Source organism: Achromobacter xylosoxidans (assembly GCF_002192695.1).
Taxonomy (GTDB): domain Bacteria; phylum Pseudomonadota; class Gammaproteobacteria; order Burkholderiales; family Burkholderiaceae_B; genus Achromobacter; species Achromobacter xylosoxidans_C.
On the sequence record NZ_MTLG01000067.1, the window covers coordinates 112,282 to 127,857 of the forward strand.

The window sequence follows — 15,576 nt, forward strand, 5'->3', positions numbered from 1 at the left end:
GCGCAAGCGGGGAAAACGACACCATGGAAGAGACAAACAACCCTATGCCCGCGGGCGGGGGGCCGGACCGTTGGGCCGAGTCCGCCGTCATGGACCTGGGCGGTCCGATGTTCCATGCCGCGCTGTTGCTGGCGCTGCGCGAAACCGTGGCCGCCGACCACGTGTCGCACGTGTTCTACGGCCAGGAAGGCTCGGTGCAGTATTCGTCCGCGGCCAGCCTGCTGAACCAGTCCCTGATCGAATGGACCACCAACGTATTCGTGGATAACGAGTTCTACCGGCGCGATCCCAATTACGGCCTGCTGCGCGACATGGCCTGCCGGCCCGGCCATCATCCCGACCTGGTCGTGCAGACCGCGTCCCCTGAACACATCGCGGATGACGAGTACCGCCGCGTGCTGTTCGAACGTCCGGGCTTCGCCAGCAAGATTTCGCTCATCGGCTGCCGCGACGAGGGCACCAGCTACCTGAACCTGTATTTCTCGCACGCTCATTCGCCGAACGTGGCCGAGCTGATGCGCGGGCGCGCGCCATTGCTGATCGCGTTGGCGCGGCGCCATCACCAGTTGTGTCGCGTGCAAGCGGACGCGCCGCGCGTGCCGTCCTGGTGCAGCGGCTTGTCCTTGCGCGAGATCCAGGTGGCGGACCTGCTGCGCCAGGGCCATACCGCCAAGGAGGTGGGACGCGAGCTGGGCCTGTCGCCCACCACCGTGGTCACCTACAAGAACCGCATTTTCAAGAAGAACAACGTGGCCAGCCTGAAGGAGTTCCTGATCAAGGCGCCGGCCGCGAGCGCCATGCCGGCCTGTATTCAGGAGGCGGGCAGGCGCTGAGAACCGCGCCTGCGCCCCGGGGGCTGCTGCTGCTGCTGCTGCTGCTGCTGCTGAGTCGCCAGTTCCCGGGCGCCGGGTATCGTTCGTGAGATTCGGGATCAGGCCGTGACGGATGGCCGCAGGCGGGCAACGGCTGGCACCGCCAGCGCTGCCAGCAGCGCCACGGCCCCGGCGACATAGCCCACGCTGCCCAGCCCCCATTGCGCGATCGCCCATCCGCCCAGCATGGCGCCCGCGCCGATGCCGGCATTGGCCGCCGACACGTTCAACGTCCCGGCCATGGCCTGGGCTTGCGGCGCCACCTGCATCACGCGCACCTGGCATACCGGGTACAGCGCGGTGTTGGCGACGCTCCAGGCGGCCAGCGCGGGCAGCAGCCCGGCTGGCGTCGCCGCCAGCGGCACGGCGGCCATCATGCCCAGGCCCAGCAGCAGGGTGAACGCCAGGGTCGCGGCCAGCGGATGGCGGTCGGCCGCCAATCCGCCCAGCCAGTTGCCCGCCAGGCCCGCCGCGCCAAAGCCCATCAGCCACCATCCCACCTGCGCCGGCGGCACGCCGGCGATGCGCTCCAGCACGTCGGCCAGATAGGTGTAGGCCGCGAACATGGCTGTGAACACCGCGACGGACAGCCCGATGTGGGCCAGCAGGCGCGGATCCCGCAGAATCCGCGCCTGCTGGCGCAAGCCCGCGCGCGGCGGGCGCGGCAGGGCCGGCATGCAGGTCCACATCAGCGCGGCCAGCGCCAGGGACAGCGCGGCAAGCGCCCAGAAGCTGCCGCGCCAGCCCACGGAAGTGGCCGCCAGCGTGCCCAGCGGAATGCCGAACAGCAGGGCGGCGGAGATGCCCAGGTAGACGCGTGCCACCGCCTGCCCGGCGCGGCGCGGGCCGGCCAGTTGCGCCGCGGCTTCGCTGGCCGTGCCCCAGAACACCGGCAAGGCCAGCGCCGGAATGAAACGCGCCAGCGCCAGCACCCAGATATTGGGCGCGGCCGCGGCCAGGGCATTGGAGGCGGCGAAGACCAGCAGGATCGCCACGAACAGGCGTTTGCGCTCCAGGTGCGACACGGCCGCCGTCAGCAGCGGTCCGGACAGCATCACCGTGAACGCGAACAGCGTCACCAACTGGCCGGCGGCCGATACGGAGATGGACAGGTCGCGGGCCAGTTCGGGCAGCAGACCCACGATCAGGAATTCCGTGGAAACGATGACAAAGGCCGCGACGGCAAGAATGCCTATCGAAAGCGCGCCGGAGCGGGCGGGGACGGATGGCGAGGCGAGGGAAGATTCGAGCATGGATGGGTTCAAGAGCAATACGGCCTTGAACGATATTGGAGATAGAATTTCTTATCTCAGGTATTTATTCCATCAATTAGGGAATTTAATTCATTAATAACCGCGATCATGATCCCATCCGAACGCCTGAAAGGCATCGAAGCCTTCGTCGCCACTGCCGACGCAGGCAGCTTCACCGCCGCCGCCGATCGGCTCAACCTCACCGCCTCGGCCGTGGGCAAGAGCGTCGCCCGGCTGGAAGCCCGCCTGCGCACCCGCTTGTTCGAACGCAGCACGCGGCGCCTGGCGCTGACGGACGCAGGCAGCGCCTACTACCGCACCTGCGTGCGCGTGCTGGCCGAATTGCAGGACGCCGAGGCGGTGCTGGCGGCGCAGCGCCAGGAGCCGGCTGGCCGTCTGCGCGTGGACCTGCCCGCCACCTTCGGCCGCCGGGTCGCGCTGCCGCTGCTGTTGCAGTTCGCCAGGCGTCATCCGCTGTTGCGCCCGCAAGTGTCCTTCACCGATCGCCACGTCGATCTGGCTGCCGAAGGCATAGACGTGGCGGTGCGCATCGGCGGGCCGCAGCAGTGGGCGCCCGGCCTGGGCCACCGCTACCTGGGCTCGGAGCGCGTGATTTTCTGCGCTTCGCCGCAATACCTGGCGCAACGCGGCACGCCGTTCACCGCCGACGACCTGGCGCAGCATGACGCGGTGGCCTACGGCCGCGCGGACGGGGAGCCCCCGGTGTGGCGCATCGCGCAAGGCGCCGGGCCCGCCAGCTTGCGGCCGATCGACGGCGTGATGTTGCTGGACAGCGCCGAAGCCCAGGTCGACGCCGTCGCGGCCGGCTTCGGCATCGCGCAACTGGCAACCTGGCTCGCGGCCGACGCCTTGCGCGACGGCCGGGTGGTCGAGGTGCTGCCGCAATTGGCCACTGACGGCCTGCCGCTGTACCTGGCGTGGCCGCTGGGCAAGCAGTTGCTGCCCAAGGTGGACGCGGTGCTGGAGATGCTGGGGGAGTCGCTCAGCATCGTGTAGGGGGCGGCCGATAGACCGCACGCATAGGTATCTGGCGCTCCAATGAAAATCGGCCCCGCTAACGGGGCCGATCATCTTGCATCGGAAAACCAGGCTTATTCCGCCGTTTCCTGCAGCACGCGCTTCGCTTCCTCGGCCACGCGCTCGGGGGCGGTGCCGCCCACGTGCTTGCGGGCCGCGACGGAGCCTTCCAGGGTCAGGACCTGGTGCACGTCGTCGCCGATGCTGGCGTGGTAGGCCTTGAGCTCGTCCAGCGATAGGTCGGCCAGGTCGCAGCCGCGCTGTTCGCAGTCGCGCACGGCGTGGGCCACCACTTCGTGGGCGTCGCGGAAGGGCACGCCGCGCTTGACCAGGTAGTCGGCCAGGTCGGTGGCGGTGGCGAAGCCCTGCAGGGCGGCGGCACGCATGTTGTCGGCCTTGACCTTGATGCCGCCGGCCATGTCCGCGAAGATCGTCAGCGTGTCGCGCACGGTGTCGACGGTGTCGAACAGGCCTTCCTTGTCTTCCTGGTTGTCCTTGTTGTAGGCCAGGGGCTGGCCCTTCATCAGGGTCAGCAGGGCGACCAGGTGGCCGTTGACGCGGCCGGTCTTGCCGCGGGCCAGCTCGGGCACGTCGGGGTTCTTTTTCTGCGGCATGATCGAGCTGCCGGTGCAGAAGCGGTCGGCCAGGTCGATGAAGCCCACGCGCGGGCTCATCCAGAGCACCAGCTCTTCGGACAGGCGCGAGACGTGCGTCATGATCAGCGCGCCGGCGGCGCAGAATTCGATCGCGAAGTCGCGGTCGGACACGGCGTCCAGCGAATTGCGGCAGACGCCGTCAAAGCCCAGGGTCTTGGCGACGCGCTCGCGGTCGATCGGGTAGGACGTGCCGGCCAGGGCGGCGGCGCCCAGCGGCAGGCGGTTCACGCGGCGGCGGCAGTCGGCCAGGCGATCGGCGTCGCGGCCGAACATTTCGGCGTAGGCCAGCAGGTGATGGCCGAAGGTGACGGGCTGGGCGACTTGCAGGTGGGTGAAGCCGGGCATGATGGTGCCGGCGTTTTCCAGGGCCACCGTGGCCAGGGCGTGGCGCAGCTGGCGCAGCAGGTCCAGCAGGTTGTCGATTTCGGCGCGCAGCCACAGGCGGATGTCGGTGGCGACCTGGTCGTTGCGCGAACGGCCGGTGTGCAGGCGCTTGCCCGCGTCGCCCACCAGTTCCACCAGGCGCTTTTCGATGTTCAGGTGCACGTCTTCGAGGTCGAGCAGCCATTGGAAGCTGCCGGCGTCGATTTCGGACAGGATCTGCGTCATGCCGCGCTGGATGTCGGCCAGGTCCTGGGCGCCGATGATGCCCTGGGCGGCCAGCATGTCCGCATGCGCGAGCGAGCCCTGGATGTCGTGGCGCGCCAGGCGCTTGTCGAAATCCACGGACGCCGTATAGCGCTTGACGAGTTCGGAAACCGGTTCCGAGAACCGGGCGGACCAGGCCTGCGCCTTGTTGGCGAACTGGTTTTGATCGGGGGAGGGAGTGTTTGCCATGATGGGCGGAATTATAGGGCCTGGCGCGCAAGGCCGGCGGCGCCGGGCGCGGATTCCGGAGGGGACGAACCCTCCGGCCTGGCCTTTGTCGGATAATCCTGGATTAGTTTCAAGACCTTAGAGCAGGAAGAGAGCCTATGCCCCTGGAATGGGAAGAGCTGGTCACCCAATTGGATACCCATCTGCCGCGCGAAGCCTGGGCGCAGACCTTGATCGGGATCGGCGCGTTGATCCTGGTCGCGCTGTTCGTGCAGTGGGTGGTGGCCCGGGTCGTGCTGCTGCTGGCGCACCGCGTGCTGGTGCTGAGCGGCCACGGCGACTGGGACCAGGCCCTGCAACGCCGCCGGGCCTACCAGAACCTCTGGTACGCCGTGCCGTTCGCGGTGGTGTCGCTGGGCATAGACCTGGTGCCGCACGTCGAGCGGGCGGTGACCATCGTCGGGCGGCTGGCGCACGCCGGCGCCTGGATCTGCGTGTTCGTGGCGTTTTCCGGGGTGCTGAGCGCCTGGCAGGACACCTATTCCGCCACCACCCGGGCGCAGACCCGCTCGATCAAGGGCTATATCCAGATCGGCAAGCTGATCCTGATGGCGGTATGCACTGTTTTGGTGCTTTCTATCCTGATCGACCGTTCGCCGCTCTGGATGATCTCCGGCCTGGGGGCGCTGTCCGCCGTCCTGCTGCTGGTGTTCAAGGACACGCTGCTGTCGCTGGTGGCCAGCACCCAGCTGACCAGCAACGACATGCTGCGCATCGGCGACTGGATCGAGATGCCGCAGTCCAACGCCGACGGCTTCGTCAAGGACATCGCGCTGCACACGGTCAAGGTGCAGAACTGGGACAACACCGTCACCACGGTGCCCACCTACAAGCTGTTCTCGGAAAGCTACCGCAACTACCGCCACATGTTCGAGTCGGGCGGACGGCGCATCAAGCGCACCATCCGCATCGACTCGGCCAGCGTGCGCTTCCTGACCGAAGACGAGGCGCAGCGGCTGATGCGTTTTCGTCTGCTGCACGATTACCTGCAGGCCAAGACCCACGACATCGCCCAGGCCAACCAGACCATGGGCGAGCTGGCCAGCGTGCCGGCCAACCGCCGCCGCCTGACCAATATCGGCACCTTGCGGGCCTATGCGCTGGCCTACCTGAAACAGAATCCCGAGGTCCGCCAGGACATGGCGATGATGGTGCGCATGATGGAGCCCACCTCCGAAGGCATCCCGGTCGAGGTCTATTGCTTTACCGCCGTCACCGCCTGGGTCGAGTACGAGCGCATCCAGGGCGACATCTTCGACCATCTGCTGGCCATCCTGCCCGAACTGGGCCTGCGCCTGTACCAGCAGCCGTCCGGCGCCGACATCGGCGCGATGGGTATCCATCTGCGCGAAGGCGCGCTGCAGGCCGCGCTGGCCGCGGAGGGTGCCCGGCCGGGCCTGGCCGCGCCGTCTGAGCACGGGCTGACCGACGCGAAGATGCCGCGCTAGCGGACGGCGGGCGCGGCAGGGCGCCGGGGCGGGGCCGGCGGGTGGCCCCGTGAGATAATCCAGGCGTTGAAATCCCAGGCGATAGACCCGATGTCGAACCCGTTCTTCAACCTGTATTCCCACGGCTTTGCCCGGGTGGCCGTCGGCGTGCCCGAATGCAAGGTCGCGGACCCCGCGTTCAACGCCGCCCAGACCATAGCCCTGGCGCAGCAGGCCGCCCAGGGCGGCGCGGTGCTGGCGGCGTTTCCCGAGCTGGGCCTGTCCGCCTACACCTGCGACGACCTGTTCCACCAGAAGGCCTTGCTGGACGAGTGCGAGGCGGCGCTGGCCCAGGTGGTGGCGGCGACGGCCGACATGGACATCGCCGTGATCGTCGGCGCGCCGCTGCGCGTGTCCCACCAGCTGTTCAATTGCGCCGTGGTCGCCGCCGGCGGCCGCGTGCTGGGCGTGGTGCCCAAGAGCTACCTGCCCAATTACGGCGAATTCTACGAGGCGCGCCAGTTCAGCGCCGGGGATTGCGCCACCGCCTCCGAGATCCGCCTGCTGGGCCAGACCGTGCCGTTCGGATCCGAGCTGATCTTCCAGATGGAAAAGCTGCCGCTGTTCCAGTTCCACGTCGAAATCTGCGAGGACGTCTGGGTGCCGATCCCGCCGTCTTCCTACGCCGCGCTGGCGGGCGCCACGGTGCTGGTGAACCTGTCGGCCTCCAATATCGTGGTCGGCAAGTCCGAATACCGCCACCAGCTGGTGGCGCAGCAGTCGGCGCGCTGCCTCTCGGCCTATATGTACACCTCCGCCGGCCGGGGCGAGTCCTCCACCGACATGGCCTGGGACGGGCAGGCGCTGATCTACGAAAACGGTGAACTGCTGGGCGAATCCGAACGCTTCCTCGGCCATTCCCACCTGCTTTTTTCCGACGTGGACCTTGAGCGCCTGTCGCGCGAGCGCATGCGCCAGACCACCTTCGGCCAGTCCGTGCGCCGCCACCAGGACGAAGTCCGCAAGTTCCGCAGCGTGGCGGTGCCGGTGAATCCGCCGCTGGAAGACGCCGAACTGCCGCTGGAGCGGCGCGTGGCGCGCTTTCCCTATGTGCCGGCCGACCCGCAGCGCCGCGATGCCCGCTGCAAGGAGGTCTACAGCATCCAGGTGCAGGCGCTGGTCCAACGCCTGTCGGCCAGCGGCATGTCCAAGGTCGTCATCGGCATTTCCGGCGGGCTGGATTCCACCCATGCGCTGCTGGTCTGCGCCAAGGCCATGGACGCGCTGGACCTGCCGCGCTCCAACATCCTGGCCGTCACCATGCCGGGCTTCGCCACCAGTTCGCGCACGCTGCAGCAGGCGCGCAAGCTGATGGAGGTGGTGGGGTGCACGGCCTCCGAGATCGACATCCGGCCCAGCTGCCTGCAGATGCTCAAGGACCTGGGCCATCCCTATGCCGACGGCAAGCCGGTCTATGACATCACCTTCGAGAACGTGCAGGCCGGCGAACGCACCAACCACCTGTTCCGCATCGCCAACTTCAACAACGCCATCGTCATCGGCACCGGCGACCTGAGCGAGCTGGCGCTGGGCTGGTGCACCTATGGCGTGGGCGACCACATGTCGCACTACAGCGTCAATGCCAGCGTGCCCAAGACGCTCATCACCCACCTGGTGCGCTGGGTGGCCGAATCCGGCCGCCTGGGCGACGAAGGCGCGCAGGTGCTGCTGGACGTGCTGGGCACCGACGTCAGCCCCGAACTGGTGCCGGGTGGCGCGGACGACAAGCCGGTGCAGAAAAGCGAAGACTCCATCGGCCCCTACGAGCTGCAGGACTTCAACCTGTACTACACGCTGCGCTACGGCTTTGCGCCGACCAAGGTGGCCTTCCTGGCGCTGGCGGCCTGGCGTGACCGCGAGGCCGGCGCCTGGCCCGAGGGCGGCCACGTGGCCCGCAACCAGTACGACCTGGCGGCCATCAAGCGCAACCTGAAGATCTTCCTGGACCGTTTCTTCCGCCTCAGCCAGTTCAAGCGCACCTGCGTGCCCAACGCGCCCAAGGTCGGTTCCGGCGGTTCGCTGTCGCCGCGCGGCGATTGGCGCGCGCCCAGCGATTCCGAGTCGGCCGTGTGGATGCGCGACGCCGAGCGCATTCCCGACGAAGCCTGACCGGGATTTCCCGCCCAAGGGAGGCCCGGCGCCCGGGCCCCCTGGCGGGTGGTATTCTCTTATTCGATGCGCCCTGCAGCCATGCCGTGTCAGGGCGCCGCAACAGATCAAAAACCCAGGACGACCAACGTGAAACAAGTCACCGCCATCATCAAACCCTTCAAGCTCGACGAAGTCCGCGAAGCGCTGGCCGAAGTCGGCGTCAGCGGCCTGACCGTCACCGAAGTGAAGGGTTTCGGCCGCCAGAAAGGCCATACCGAGCTCTACCGCGGCGCCGAGTACGTGGTGGACTTCCTGCCCAAGATCCGCGTTGAAGTGGTGCTGCCCGACAGCCAGGTCGAAGCCGCCATCGAAGCCGTCGTCAAGGCCGCCCGCACCGGCAAGATCGGCGACGGCAAGATCTTCGTGACGCCGGTCGAGCAGGCGATCCGCATCCGCACCGGCGAGAGCGACGAAGAGGCGCTATAAGTTCCATGTGACTTGCGGCTGGCCGGATCCGGCAGCCGCAAGACCGCGGCGGGATGTTGCGGGCTTGGCGCGGCGGGGATCCTGCCGCAGCAAGCCCGCAACGCATTTTCCGGCCTAGCGGATGAGCTGGTTCATCTCCAGGATCGGGCTCATCACCGCCAGCACGATCAGCAGCACGAATCCCCCCATCAGCAGTATCAGCGCCGGCTCCAGCAGCGCGGTCATGGCCATGGCGCGCCGTTCCAGGTCGCGCGACAGGTTCTGCGCGCCGCGGTCCAGCAGTTCGGGCAGGCGGCCGGTCTTCTCGCCGCTGGCGATCAGATGCACCAGCAGCGACGGAAACACCTTCTGCGCGCCCAGCGAGGCCGATAGCGAGGCGCCTTCGCGCACGCGCGCCGAGGCTTCGTCCACCGCCTGGCGCAGCACGTCGTTGCCCAGGGTGCGGCGCGCCGCCTCCAGCGCCGTCAGCAAGGCGACGCCGCTGCCCGAAAGTATCGCCAGCGTGGAGGCGAAGCGCGCGGCATTCACGCCCAGCACAAAACGCCCCGCCAAGGGCAGCTTGAGCACGCGCGCATGCCAGGCGCGCCGCGCAGCGGGCGCGCGCAACGCGTAGCGCCACAGCGCGACCGCGGCCGCCAGCGCCGCGCCGGTCGCCACGCCCCATTCGCGCACATAGTCCGACAACGCCAGCATGATGCGCGTCAACAGCGGCAGCTCCTGCTTGGCCTGGCTGAACGCCGACACCACCTGCGGCACCACATAGCCCAGCAGGAAGATCACGATGATTACCGACACGCAGGCCACCACCGCCGGATAGATGAAGGCGGTCAGCACCTTGCTGCGTAGCGCGTTGCGCTCTTCGATGTAGTCCGCCAGCTTCTCCATCACTTGGGCGAGATCGCCCGATTCCTCGCCGGCGCCGATCAGCGCGCGGTAGATCTCCGGGAAGTCGCGCGGCCGCGCGGCCAGGGCCGTGGACAGCCTATGGCCCGCGCGCACGTCGTCGCGCACGCCGCCCAGGGTGGCGGCGATGTGTTTTTTCTCGGCCTGTTCCAGCGTGGCGCTCAGGGCCGCGTCCAGCGGCAGGCTCGCGGCCAGCAGGCTGGCGAGCTGGCGCGTCAGCCAGGCCAGGTCGGCATCCGACAGGCGCGTGCGCAGCGCGGCCCCGAGCCCTTCGGTGCGCGCTGCCAGGGACGTGGACAGCGGCAGCAGGCCGCGGCCGCGCAGCTGGTTGCGGGCGCCGCGCTCGCTGTCGGCGTCGATCGTGCCACGCACGATCTTGCCCAGCGCGTCGGTGGCTTCGTAACGGAAGGAAGGCATCTGGAAAGCATCGGCCACGCGCATTCAAAAAACGCGCAAAGCCCCGAATTTAAAGGGTTTCAAGGCCGCTACGATGCCTGCGGATTATGACCGTAGTGTTGCACTGTCACCCCGTATACTCCGACGCGCTTTCACGTTTTTTCACACGATTTCACGTTTCAGGCACCTATCACGTCATGCGTCATATCGCGCAATTCAGCCTTGCGGTACTGCTAGCCGCAAGCCAGCTCGGACCCGCGTCCAGCAAGGCCCATGCCCAACAGACCGACAATCGCGTCAGTCTGAATTTCGTCGACACCGACATCCCCGCCGTGCTGCGCGCGCTGTCGCTGTTCACGCAGCGCAACTTCCTGGTGGATCCGCGCGTCAAGGGCAAGCTCACGCTGGTGTCGGACCGTCCCGTGGACAGCGCGCAGGCCCTGTCGATGCTGACGGGCGCGCTGCGCATGCAGGGCTTTGCCATCGTCGAGGTCGACGGCGTGACGCGCGTGGTGCCCGAGGCCGACGGCAAGCTGCAAGGCAGCGTGGTGGCGGGCAGCGCGCGCCCCGCCCAAGCCGTGGGGGGCGCGCCGGCCAGCGGCGCGGGCCGCGGACCGGTGCCCGTGTCCGCGTTCGCCAAGGGCAGCAGCGGCGAAATGCTGACCCGCGTGTTCCCGCTGAAGTACGAGAACGCGGCCAACCTGGTGCCCGTGCTGCGCCCCATGGTGCCGCCCAACAACCCGATCAACGCCTATCCCGGCAACAACACGCTGGTGGTCACGGACTACGCCGACAACCTGGAACGGATCGCGCAGGTCATCGCGCGCATCGACGTGCCCAGCTCGATCGACACCGACGTGGTGCCGGTGCGTTCGGCCGTCGCCACCGACCTCGCCATCCTGGCTTCGCAGCTGCTGGATACGCAAAGCAGCGACCCGACCCAGCGCATCGCCGTGGTGGCCGATCCGCGCAGCAACAGCGTGCTGGTGCGTTCCGGCAGCCCGGCGCGCACGCGGCTGGCGCGCGACCTCATCATGAAGCTGGACGCGCAGCAGAACCGCGCCGGCAACCTGCACGTGGTCTACATGCGCAATGCGCAGGCCACGCGCATCGCCGAGGTCCTGGGCGGGTTGCTGACGGGACAGGCGAACTCCGCGCCCGGCGCCACCGGCGGCGCCAGCGGCGGCGCGGGCGCGCAGGGCGGGGCGCGCACGCAGAACGCCGCGGCGGGCATGGCTGCCCAGGCAACGGCGGGCATGGCCGGCATGTCCGGTTCGAACAAGGGCGGATTGTCGGGCGAGCAGGAACGCATCTCGCGCGAAGACAACAGCACGCAGGCCGTGTCGTATTCTGCCGGCGGCGCCACCATCCAGGCCGATCCGGCCACCAACTCGCTCATCATTTCCGCGCCCGAGCCGCTGTACCGCAGCCTGCGCGAAGTCATCGACCAGCTCGACCAGCGCCGCGCGCAGGTGCTGGTGGAAAGCCTGATCGTCGAAGTCAGCGAGGCCAAGGCGGCGGAGTTCGGCATCCAGTGGATGACGGGCGCCGGCAACATCAACAGCGACGGCACCAGCTTCATCGGCGGCACCAACCTGGGCGGCAGCGGCATTACCGGCAAGGGCCCGACCACCATCGACGGCCTCGGCAGCGGCTTGAGCCTGGGCGTGGTCAAGGGCACCGTCGACGTGCTGGGCAACAAGGTGATCAACCTGGGCGTGCTGGCGCGCGCGATGGAGAACAGCGGCGAAGCCAACATCCTGTCCACGCCGAACCTGCTGACGCTGGACAACCAGTCGGCCAGCATCCTGGTGGGCAAGACCGTGCCGTTCGTGACCGGGCAGTACGTGACTTCGGGCAGCAACGGCAGCACCAATCCGTTCCAGACCATCGAACGCGAGGACGTGGGCCTGAAGCTGAACATCCGGCCGCAGATTTCCGAGGGCGGCGCGGTCAAGCTGGACATCTACCAGGAAGTTAGCAGCATCGACGAAAGCCGCTCCAACGCCACCACCGGCATCGTGACCAACAAGCGCGCCATCGACACCAGCGTGCTGATCGATGACGGCCAGATCATCGTGCTGGGCGGCCTGCTGGAAGACAACGTCACGCTCTCCACCAACAGCGTGCCGCTCCTGGGATCCTTGCCCGTGATCGGCTCGCTGTTCCGCTACGATTCGCGCAAGCGCACCAAGACCAACCTGATGGTGTTCCTGCGCCCCTATGTGGTGCGCGATGCCAACCGCACGGCCGGCGTCACCATGGACCGCTACGACTACATGCGCCGCGCGCAGGCGGCGGTGCAGCCTGGCCAGCACTGGGCGCTGCCCGACATGCAGGCGCCGATGCTGCCGCCGCCGGGCTCCGCGCCTTCGGTGTCCAACAACGCCTATGACCTGCGCCCGGAACACCAGGCCGAAACGCTGCGCCGGCCGGCGCCGGTCACGGCGCAGTCCTTTGCGGTGCGCCAGTATCCCGGCACGGAGGCGGCGCGCGACGCTTCGGAGGCCATCCGCGTGTCGCGCACGCTGATGCACAGCGTGGCCGTGGATCCCGATACGCTGCTATGAGCGCGCACCCCTTGCCTTATGCCTGGGCGCGGGCGCAGCGCGCGGTGCTGTCGCTGCGCGGCGGCCAGGCCCGGCTGACCGTCAGCCCGCGCACGCCGGAATGGGCGGTGCGCGAGATACGCCGCTGCCACGGCGACATCGAACTGGCGCAGGTCGACGACCAGGCGCTGGAAACCCTGCTGACCGCGGCCTACAGCCACTCGGAAGACGCCGCCTCGGTCATGGGCGTGGCCGAGAACGAGATCGACCTGGACCGCCTGATGCAGGACATGCCCGAAGTGGCGGACCTGCTGGAGGCCCAGGACGACGCGCCCGTGATCCGCATGATCAACGCGCTGTTCGCCCAGGCGGCGCGCGACGGCGCCAGCGACATCCACATCGAACCTTTCGAGACCCACTCCGTGGTGCGCTACCGCGTCGACGGCACCCTGCGCGACGTGGTGTCGCCGCGCAAGGCGCTGCACGCCGCGCTGATCTCGCGCATCAAGATCATGGCGCACCTCGACATCGCCGAAAAGCGCTTGCCGCAGGACGGCCGCATCGCGCTGCGCGTAGGCGGACGGCCCATCGACGTGCGCGTGTCCACCTTGCCCACCGGGCATGGCGAACGGGCTGTGCTGCGCTTGCTGGACAAGGAGGCCGGGCGCCTGCAGCTGGAGAAGTTGGGCATGGACGCAGGCGTGCTGGGCCAGCTGGACCGCCTGATCCGCCAGCCGCACGGCATCGTGCTGGTGACGGGGCCCACCGGCAGCGGCAAGACCACCACGCTGTACGCGGCGCTGAGCCGCCTGGACGCGTCCACCAGCAATATCCTCACGGTCGAGGACCCGATCGAATACGACCTGGCCGGCATCAGCCAGACGCAGGTCAACGCCAAGATCGACATGAGCTTCGCGCTGGCCCTGCGCGCCATCCTGCGGCAGGACCCCGACGTCATCATGATCGGCGAAATCCGCGACCTGGAGACCGCGCAGATCGCGGTGCAGGCCTCGCTCACCGGTCACCTGGTGCTGGCCACGCTGCACACCAACGATTCGGTGTCCGCCGTGACCCGGCTCACGGACATGGGCGTGGAACCCTTCCTGCTGGCGTCATCGCTGTTGGGCGTGCTTGCGCAGCGCCTGGTGCGCAAGCTGTGCCCGGCCTGCAAGCAGCCCGCCATGCAGGACGGTGCACGCGTGTTCCATCCGGTGGGCTGCGACGCCTGCAACCATACCGGCTACAGCGGGCGTTCCGGCATCCACGAACTCTTCACGGTGGACGACGAGGCGCGCCGGCTGATCCACGAAGGGCGGGACGAACGCGAACTGCGGCGCGCGGCGGCCGCGTCAGGCATGCGCACCATGCGCGAGGACGGGCAGCGCTGGGTCGATAGCGGGCAGACTTCGCCCGAGGAAATCCTGCGGGTGACGCGGGACGCCTAGTGTCTATCCCCGCCAGCGGTCCGGAAAGTCGAAGGAAAGCTGGCGGTGATGCCGGATCGAGAGCAGGTAGACCTGATCCTTGATCCGGGCGTACAGCATCAGATAGTGCGCAGAGACGTACTCGCGCAGTTCCGCATCCTTGGCGAGCGCCCGGAGTTGTTTGGCCAGGCGAGTGACGCCGTTGGCGACCTCCACGGAGCGCGCAGACCGCTCCAGGAACAGACGTCCCATGTCGGGGAAGGCCGCCAGGTTTGGGATGATTACCTCGACCAATTCGTCGAGCAGAGCGTCGAAAGCGCGGGGAACCCCGGCCTCGGTCAGGAAGGCGTCGATTTCTTCAAGCTGCCGCTCGAAGTGGGCGGTGAGCTTGACGGCAAGTTTGGCGGCCACGATGTCGGTCAGCGGGGGGGCTTGGCCGCGCGGTAGCGCTTGAGGGCCGACACTGCGCCTAGCGCGTCCTTGGTTTTTCCGGCCGCGACATCGGACAAGCCCCGGCTCGCGTCGTCGATTAACAGCAGGTGGATGCGCTCCTGCTCCAGCCGATGGTAATAGTCCAGCCGCTCGGCATCGATCAGCGCGACATAGCTTTCGCCATTCTTGGTGATGATTTTCTCAGCCCCGGACTTGACCTGATCGGCCAGCTCGGACAAATTGGCCCTAGCTTGGGACAACGGAATCACATCGGCGGACGAGATGCTCATGGCGGGCTCCCTGGGCTAAATATTTGTACATAATAACGTACATTTTAATGCCGGGCATGCTGCCTCTGATTCACGTCCCGAACGACGCCACATCCCCCGACCGCCGCCCCAGCGCCGACAACAGCCCATCCAGCGCCGCCCGGTCCGCCTCGCGCGCGGCGCCGGCGTAGGTCGCCTGGCCCTGGAATTTCAGGCCGCCGCGCCCGCCGGCGCTGCCCTGGCCGCTGACGTCGAGCAGGCCGCTTTCCGTGCTCAGAGCCAGCGTGGCGCCCGATTTGCCGCCTTGCACCCGCAACAGATACGAACCGACGGGCGCCACTGGCGTCAGCGCGGTGCTGGCGTTGCGCCAGCGCAGTTCGGCCACGGGGCCGGCGGGCAGGGCGGCGCCCAGCCGCAGCGGCTGCCAGCGGATTTCCAGCGTGCCCTGGGGCGCGATGGTGTTCCATGGCGCGCCCAGCGCGGACAGGATGGAGGCGGGCGCACGCAGCGACTGGGCCGGCACCGCAACGCCGTTCCAGCCGGGCGTCGCGCGCAGGGGGCCTTGCAGCCAGGGATGCGAGATCTCCAGGGCCAACGCGTCCCAGCGCCATTGCCACTGCACCGGCTGTGGCAACATGCGGCGTGCGCCTTGCGGACCCAGTGCGATCCAGGCGCTGCCGCGCCACAAGGTGCCGCTGGCGTCGGCCAGCGTGATCGGCGCTTTGTCCGGCAGCAGGATCAGCAGCCAGCGCGCGGGCAGCACCGTGACGGCGGCCGCGGCGGCACAGACGCTGCCGGCCAGGAGCAGTGCGGCGGAGCGTTTGGAAAGCCGGAAGCCAGACAT

The 15,576-nt window shown here is 68.2% G+C and carries 13 protein-coding genes; 7 read left to right on the forward strand and 6 right to left on the reverse strand.

Going from position 1 to position 15,576, the window contains the following annotated elements; translation table 11 throughout:
* Positions 1 to 23: 23 nt before the first annotated feature.
* Entirely contained in the window at positions 24 to 833 is an 810-nt protein-coding gene (locus BRO63_RS12040; protein WP_088140020.1) for a helix-turn-helix transcriptional regulator, read from the forward strand.
* Between the two features lie 98 nt (positions 834 to 931).
* Here the strand turns inward: BRO63_RS12040 and BRO63_RS12045 are convergent, their stop codons facing one another.
* Entirely contained in the window at positions 932 to 2,125 is a 1,194-nt protein-coding gene (locus BRO63_RS12045) for an MFS transporter (RefSeq protein ID WP_088140021.1), read from the reverse strand.
* A 108-nt stretch (positions 2,126 to 2,233) separates the two neighbouring features.
* Between BRO63_RS12045 and BRO63_RS12050 the strand changes: the two genes are divergently transcribed.
* Complete coding sequence (locus BRO63_RS12050) at positions 2,234 to 3,142, forward strand: LysR family transcriptional regulator (protein ID WP_088140022.1); 909 nt, start codon at positions 2,234 to 2,236, stop codon at positions 3,140 to 3,142.
* 95 nt (positions 3,143 to 3,237) lie between these two features.
* On the opposite strand, the gene argH is transcribed toward BRO63_RS12050, so the two are convergent.
* Complete coding sequence (gene argH, locus BRO63_RS12055; RefSeq protein WP_088140023.1) at positions 3,238 to 4,656, reverse strand: argininosuccinate lyase; 1,419 nt, start codon at positions 4,654 to 4,656, stop codon at positions 3,238 to 3,240.
* A 137-nt stretch (positions 4,657 to 4,793) separates the two neighbouring features.
* Between argH and BRO63_RS12060 the strand changes: the two genes are divergently transcribed.
* The 3 genes from BRO63_RS12060 to BRO63_RS12070 all read left to right on the forward strand — a co-directional run bounded on the left by BRO63_RS12060 (position 4,794) and on the right by BRO63_RS12070 (position 8,759).
* Positions 4,794 to 6,143 carry a mechanosensitive ion channel family protein gene (locus BRO63_RS12060; protein WP_088140024.1) on the forward strand — a complete coding sequence of 450 codons (1,350 nt, stop codon included), beginning with the start codon at positions 4,794 to 4,796 and terminating at the stop codon, positions 6,141 to 6,143.
* Positions 6,144 to 6,233: 90 nt separating this feature from the next.
* The gene (locus BRO63_RS12065) at positions 6,234 to 8,291 is read left to right on the forward strand and encodes an NAD(+) synthase (RefSeq protein WP_088140025.1); all 2,058 of its coding nucleotides are present in this window, start codon (positions 6,234 to 6,236) and stop codon (positions 8,289 to 8,291) included.
* Positions 8,292 to 8,420: 129 nt separating this feature from the next.
* The gene (locus BRO63_RS12070; protein ID WP_013393295.1) at positions 8,421 to 8,759 is read left to right on the forward strand and encodes a P-II family nitrogen regulator; all 339 of its coding nucleotides are present in this window, start codon (positions 8,421 to 8,423) and stop codon (positions 8,757 to 8,759) included.
* Between the two features lie 114 nt (positions 8,760 to 8,873).
* Here the strand turns inward: BRO63_RS12070 and gspF are convergent, their stop codons facing one another.
* Positions 8,874 to 10,079, reverse strand: coding sequence for a type II secretion system inner membrane protein GspF (gspF, locus tag BRO63_RS12075; protein ID WP_088140106.1), 1,206 nt, complete (start codon positions 10,077 to 10,079; stop codon positions 8,874 to 8,876).
* 176 nt (positions 10,080 to 10,255) lie between these two features.
* Between gspF and gspD the strand changes: the two genes are divergently transcribed.
* Both gspD and gspE read left to right on the forward strand, forming a co-directional pair.
* Positions 10,256 to 12,628, forward strand: a complete 2,373-nt coding sequence (gspD, locus tag BRO63_RS12080) for a type II secretion system secretin GspD (RefSeq protein WP_088140026.1) — start codon at positions 10,256 to 10,258, stop codon at positions 12,626 to 12,628.
* Positions 12,625 to 14,052, forward strand: a complete 1,428-nt coding sequence (gspE, locus tag BRO63_RS12085) for a type II secretion system ATPase GspE (protein WP_088140027.1) — start codon at positions 12,625 to 12,627, stop codon at positions 14,050 to 14,052. The genes gspD and gspE overlap by 4 nt, the downstream gene beginning before the upstream one ends.
* Before the next feature lie 3 nt (positions 14,053 to 14,055).
* Here the strand turns inward: gspE and BRO63_RS12090 are convergent, their stop codons facing one another.
* The 3 genes from BRO63_RS12090 to gspN all read right to left on the reverse strand — a co-directional run bounded on the left by BRO63_RS12090 (position 14,056) and on the right by gspN (position 15,576).
* A complete protein-coding gene (locus BRO63_RS12090) occupies positions 14,056 to 14,442 on the reverse strand; it encodes a type II toxin-antitoxin system RelE/ParE family toxin (protein ID WP_088140028.1) in 387 nt (128 codons plus the stop codon).
* Positions 14,443 to 14,450: 8 nt separating this feature from the next.
* Positions 14,451 to 14,753: a type II toxin-antitoxin system Phd/YefM family antitoxin gene (locus BRO63_RS12095; protein WP_088140029.1), complete on the reverse strand. Its 303-nt coding sequence runs from the start codon at positions 14,751 to 14,753 to the stop codon at positions 14,451 to 14,453.
* Positions 14,754 to 14,823: 70 nt separating this feature from the next.
* Positions 14,824 to 15,576: a type II secretion system protein N gene (gspN, locus tag BRO63_RS12100; protein WP_088140030.1), complete on the reverse strand. Its 753-nt coding sequence runs from the start codon at positions 15,574 to 15,576 to the stop codon at positions 14,824 to 14,826.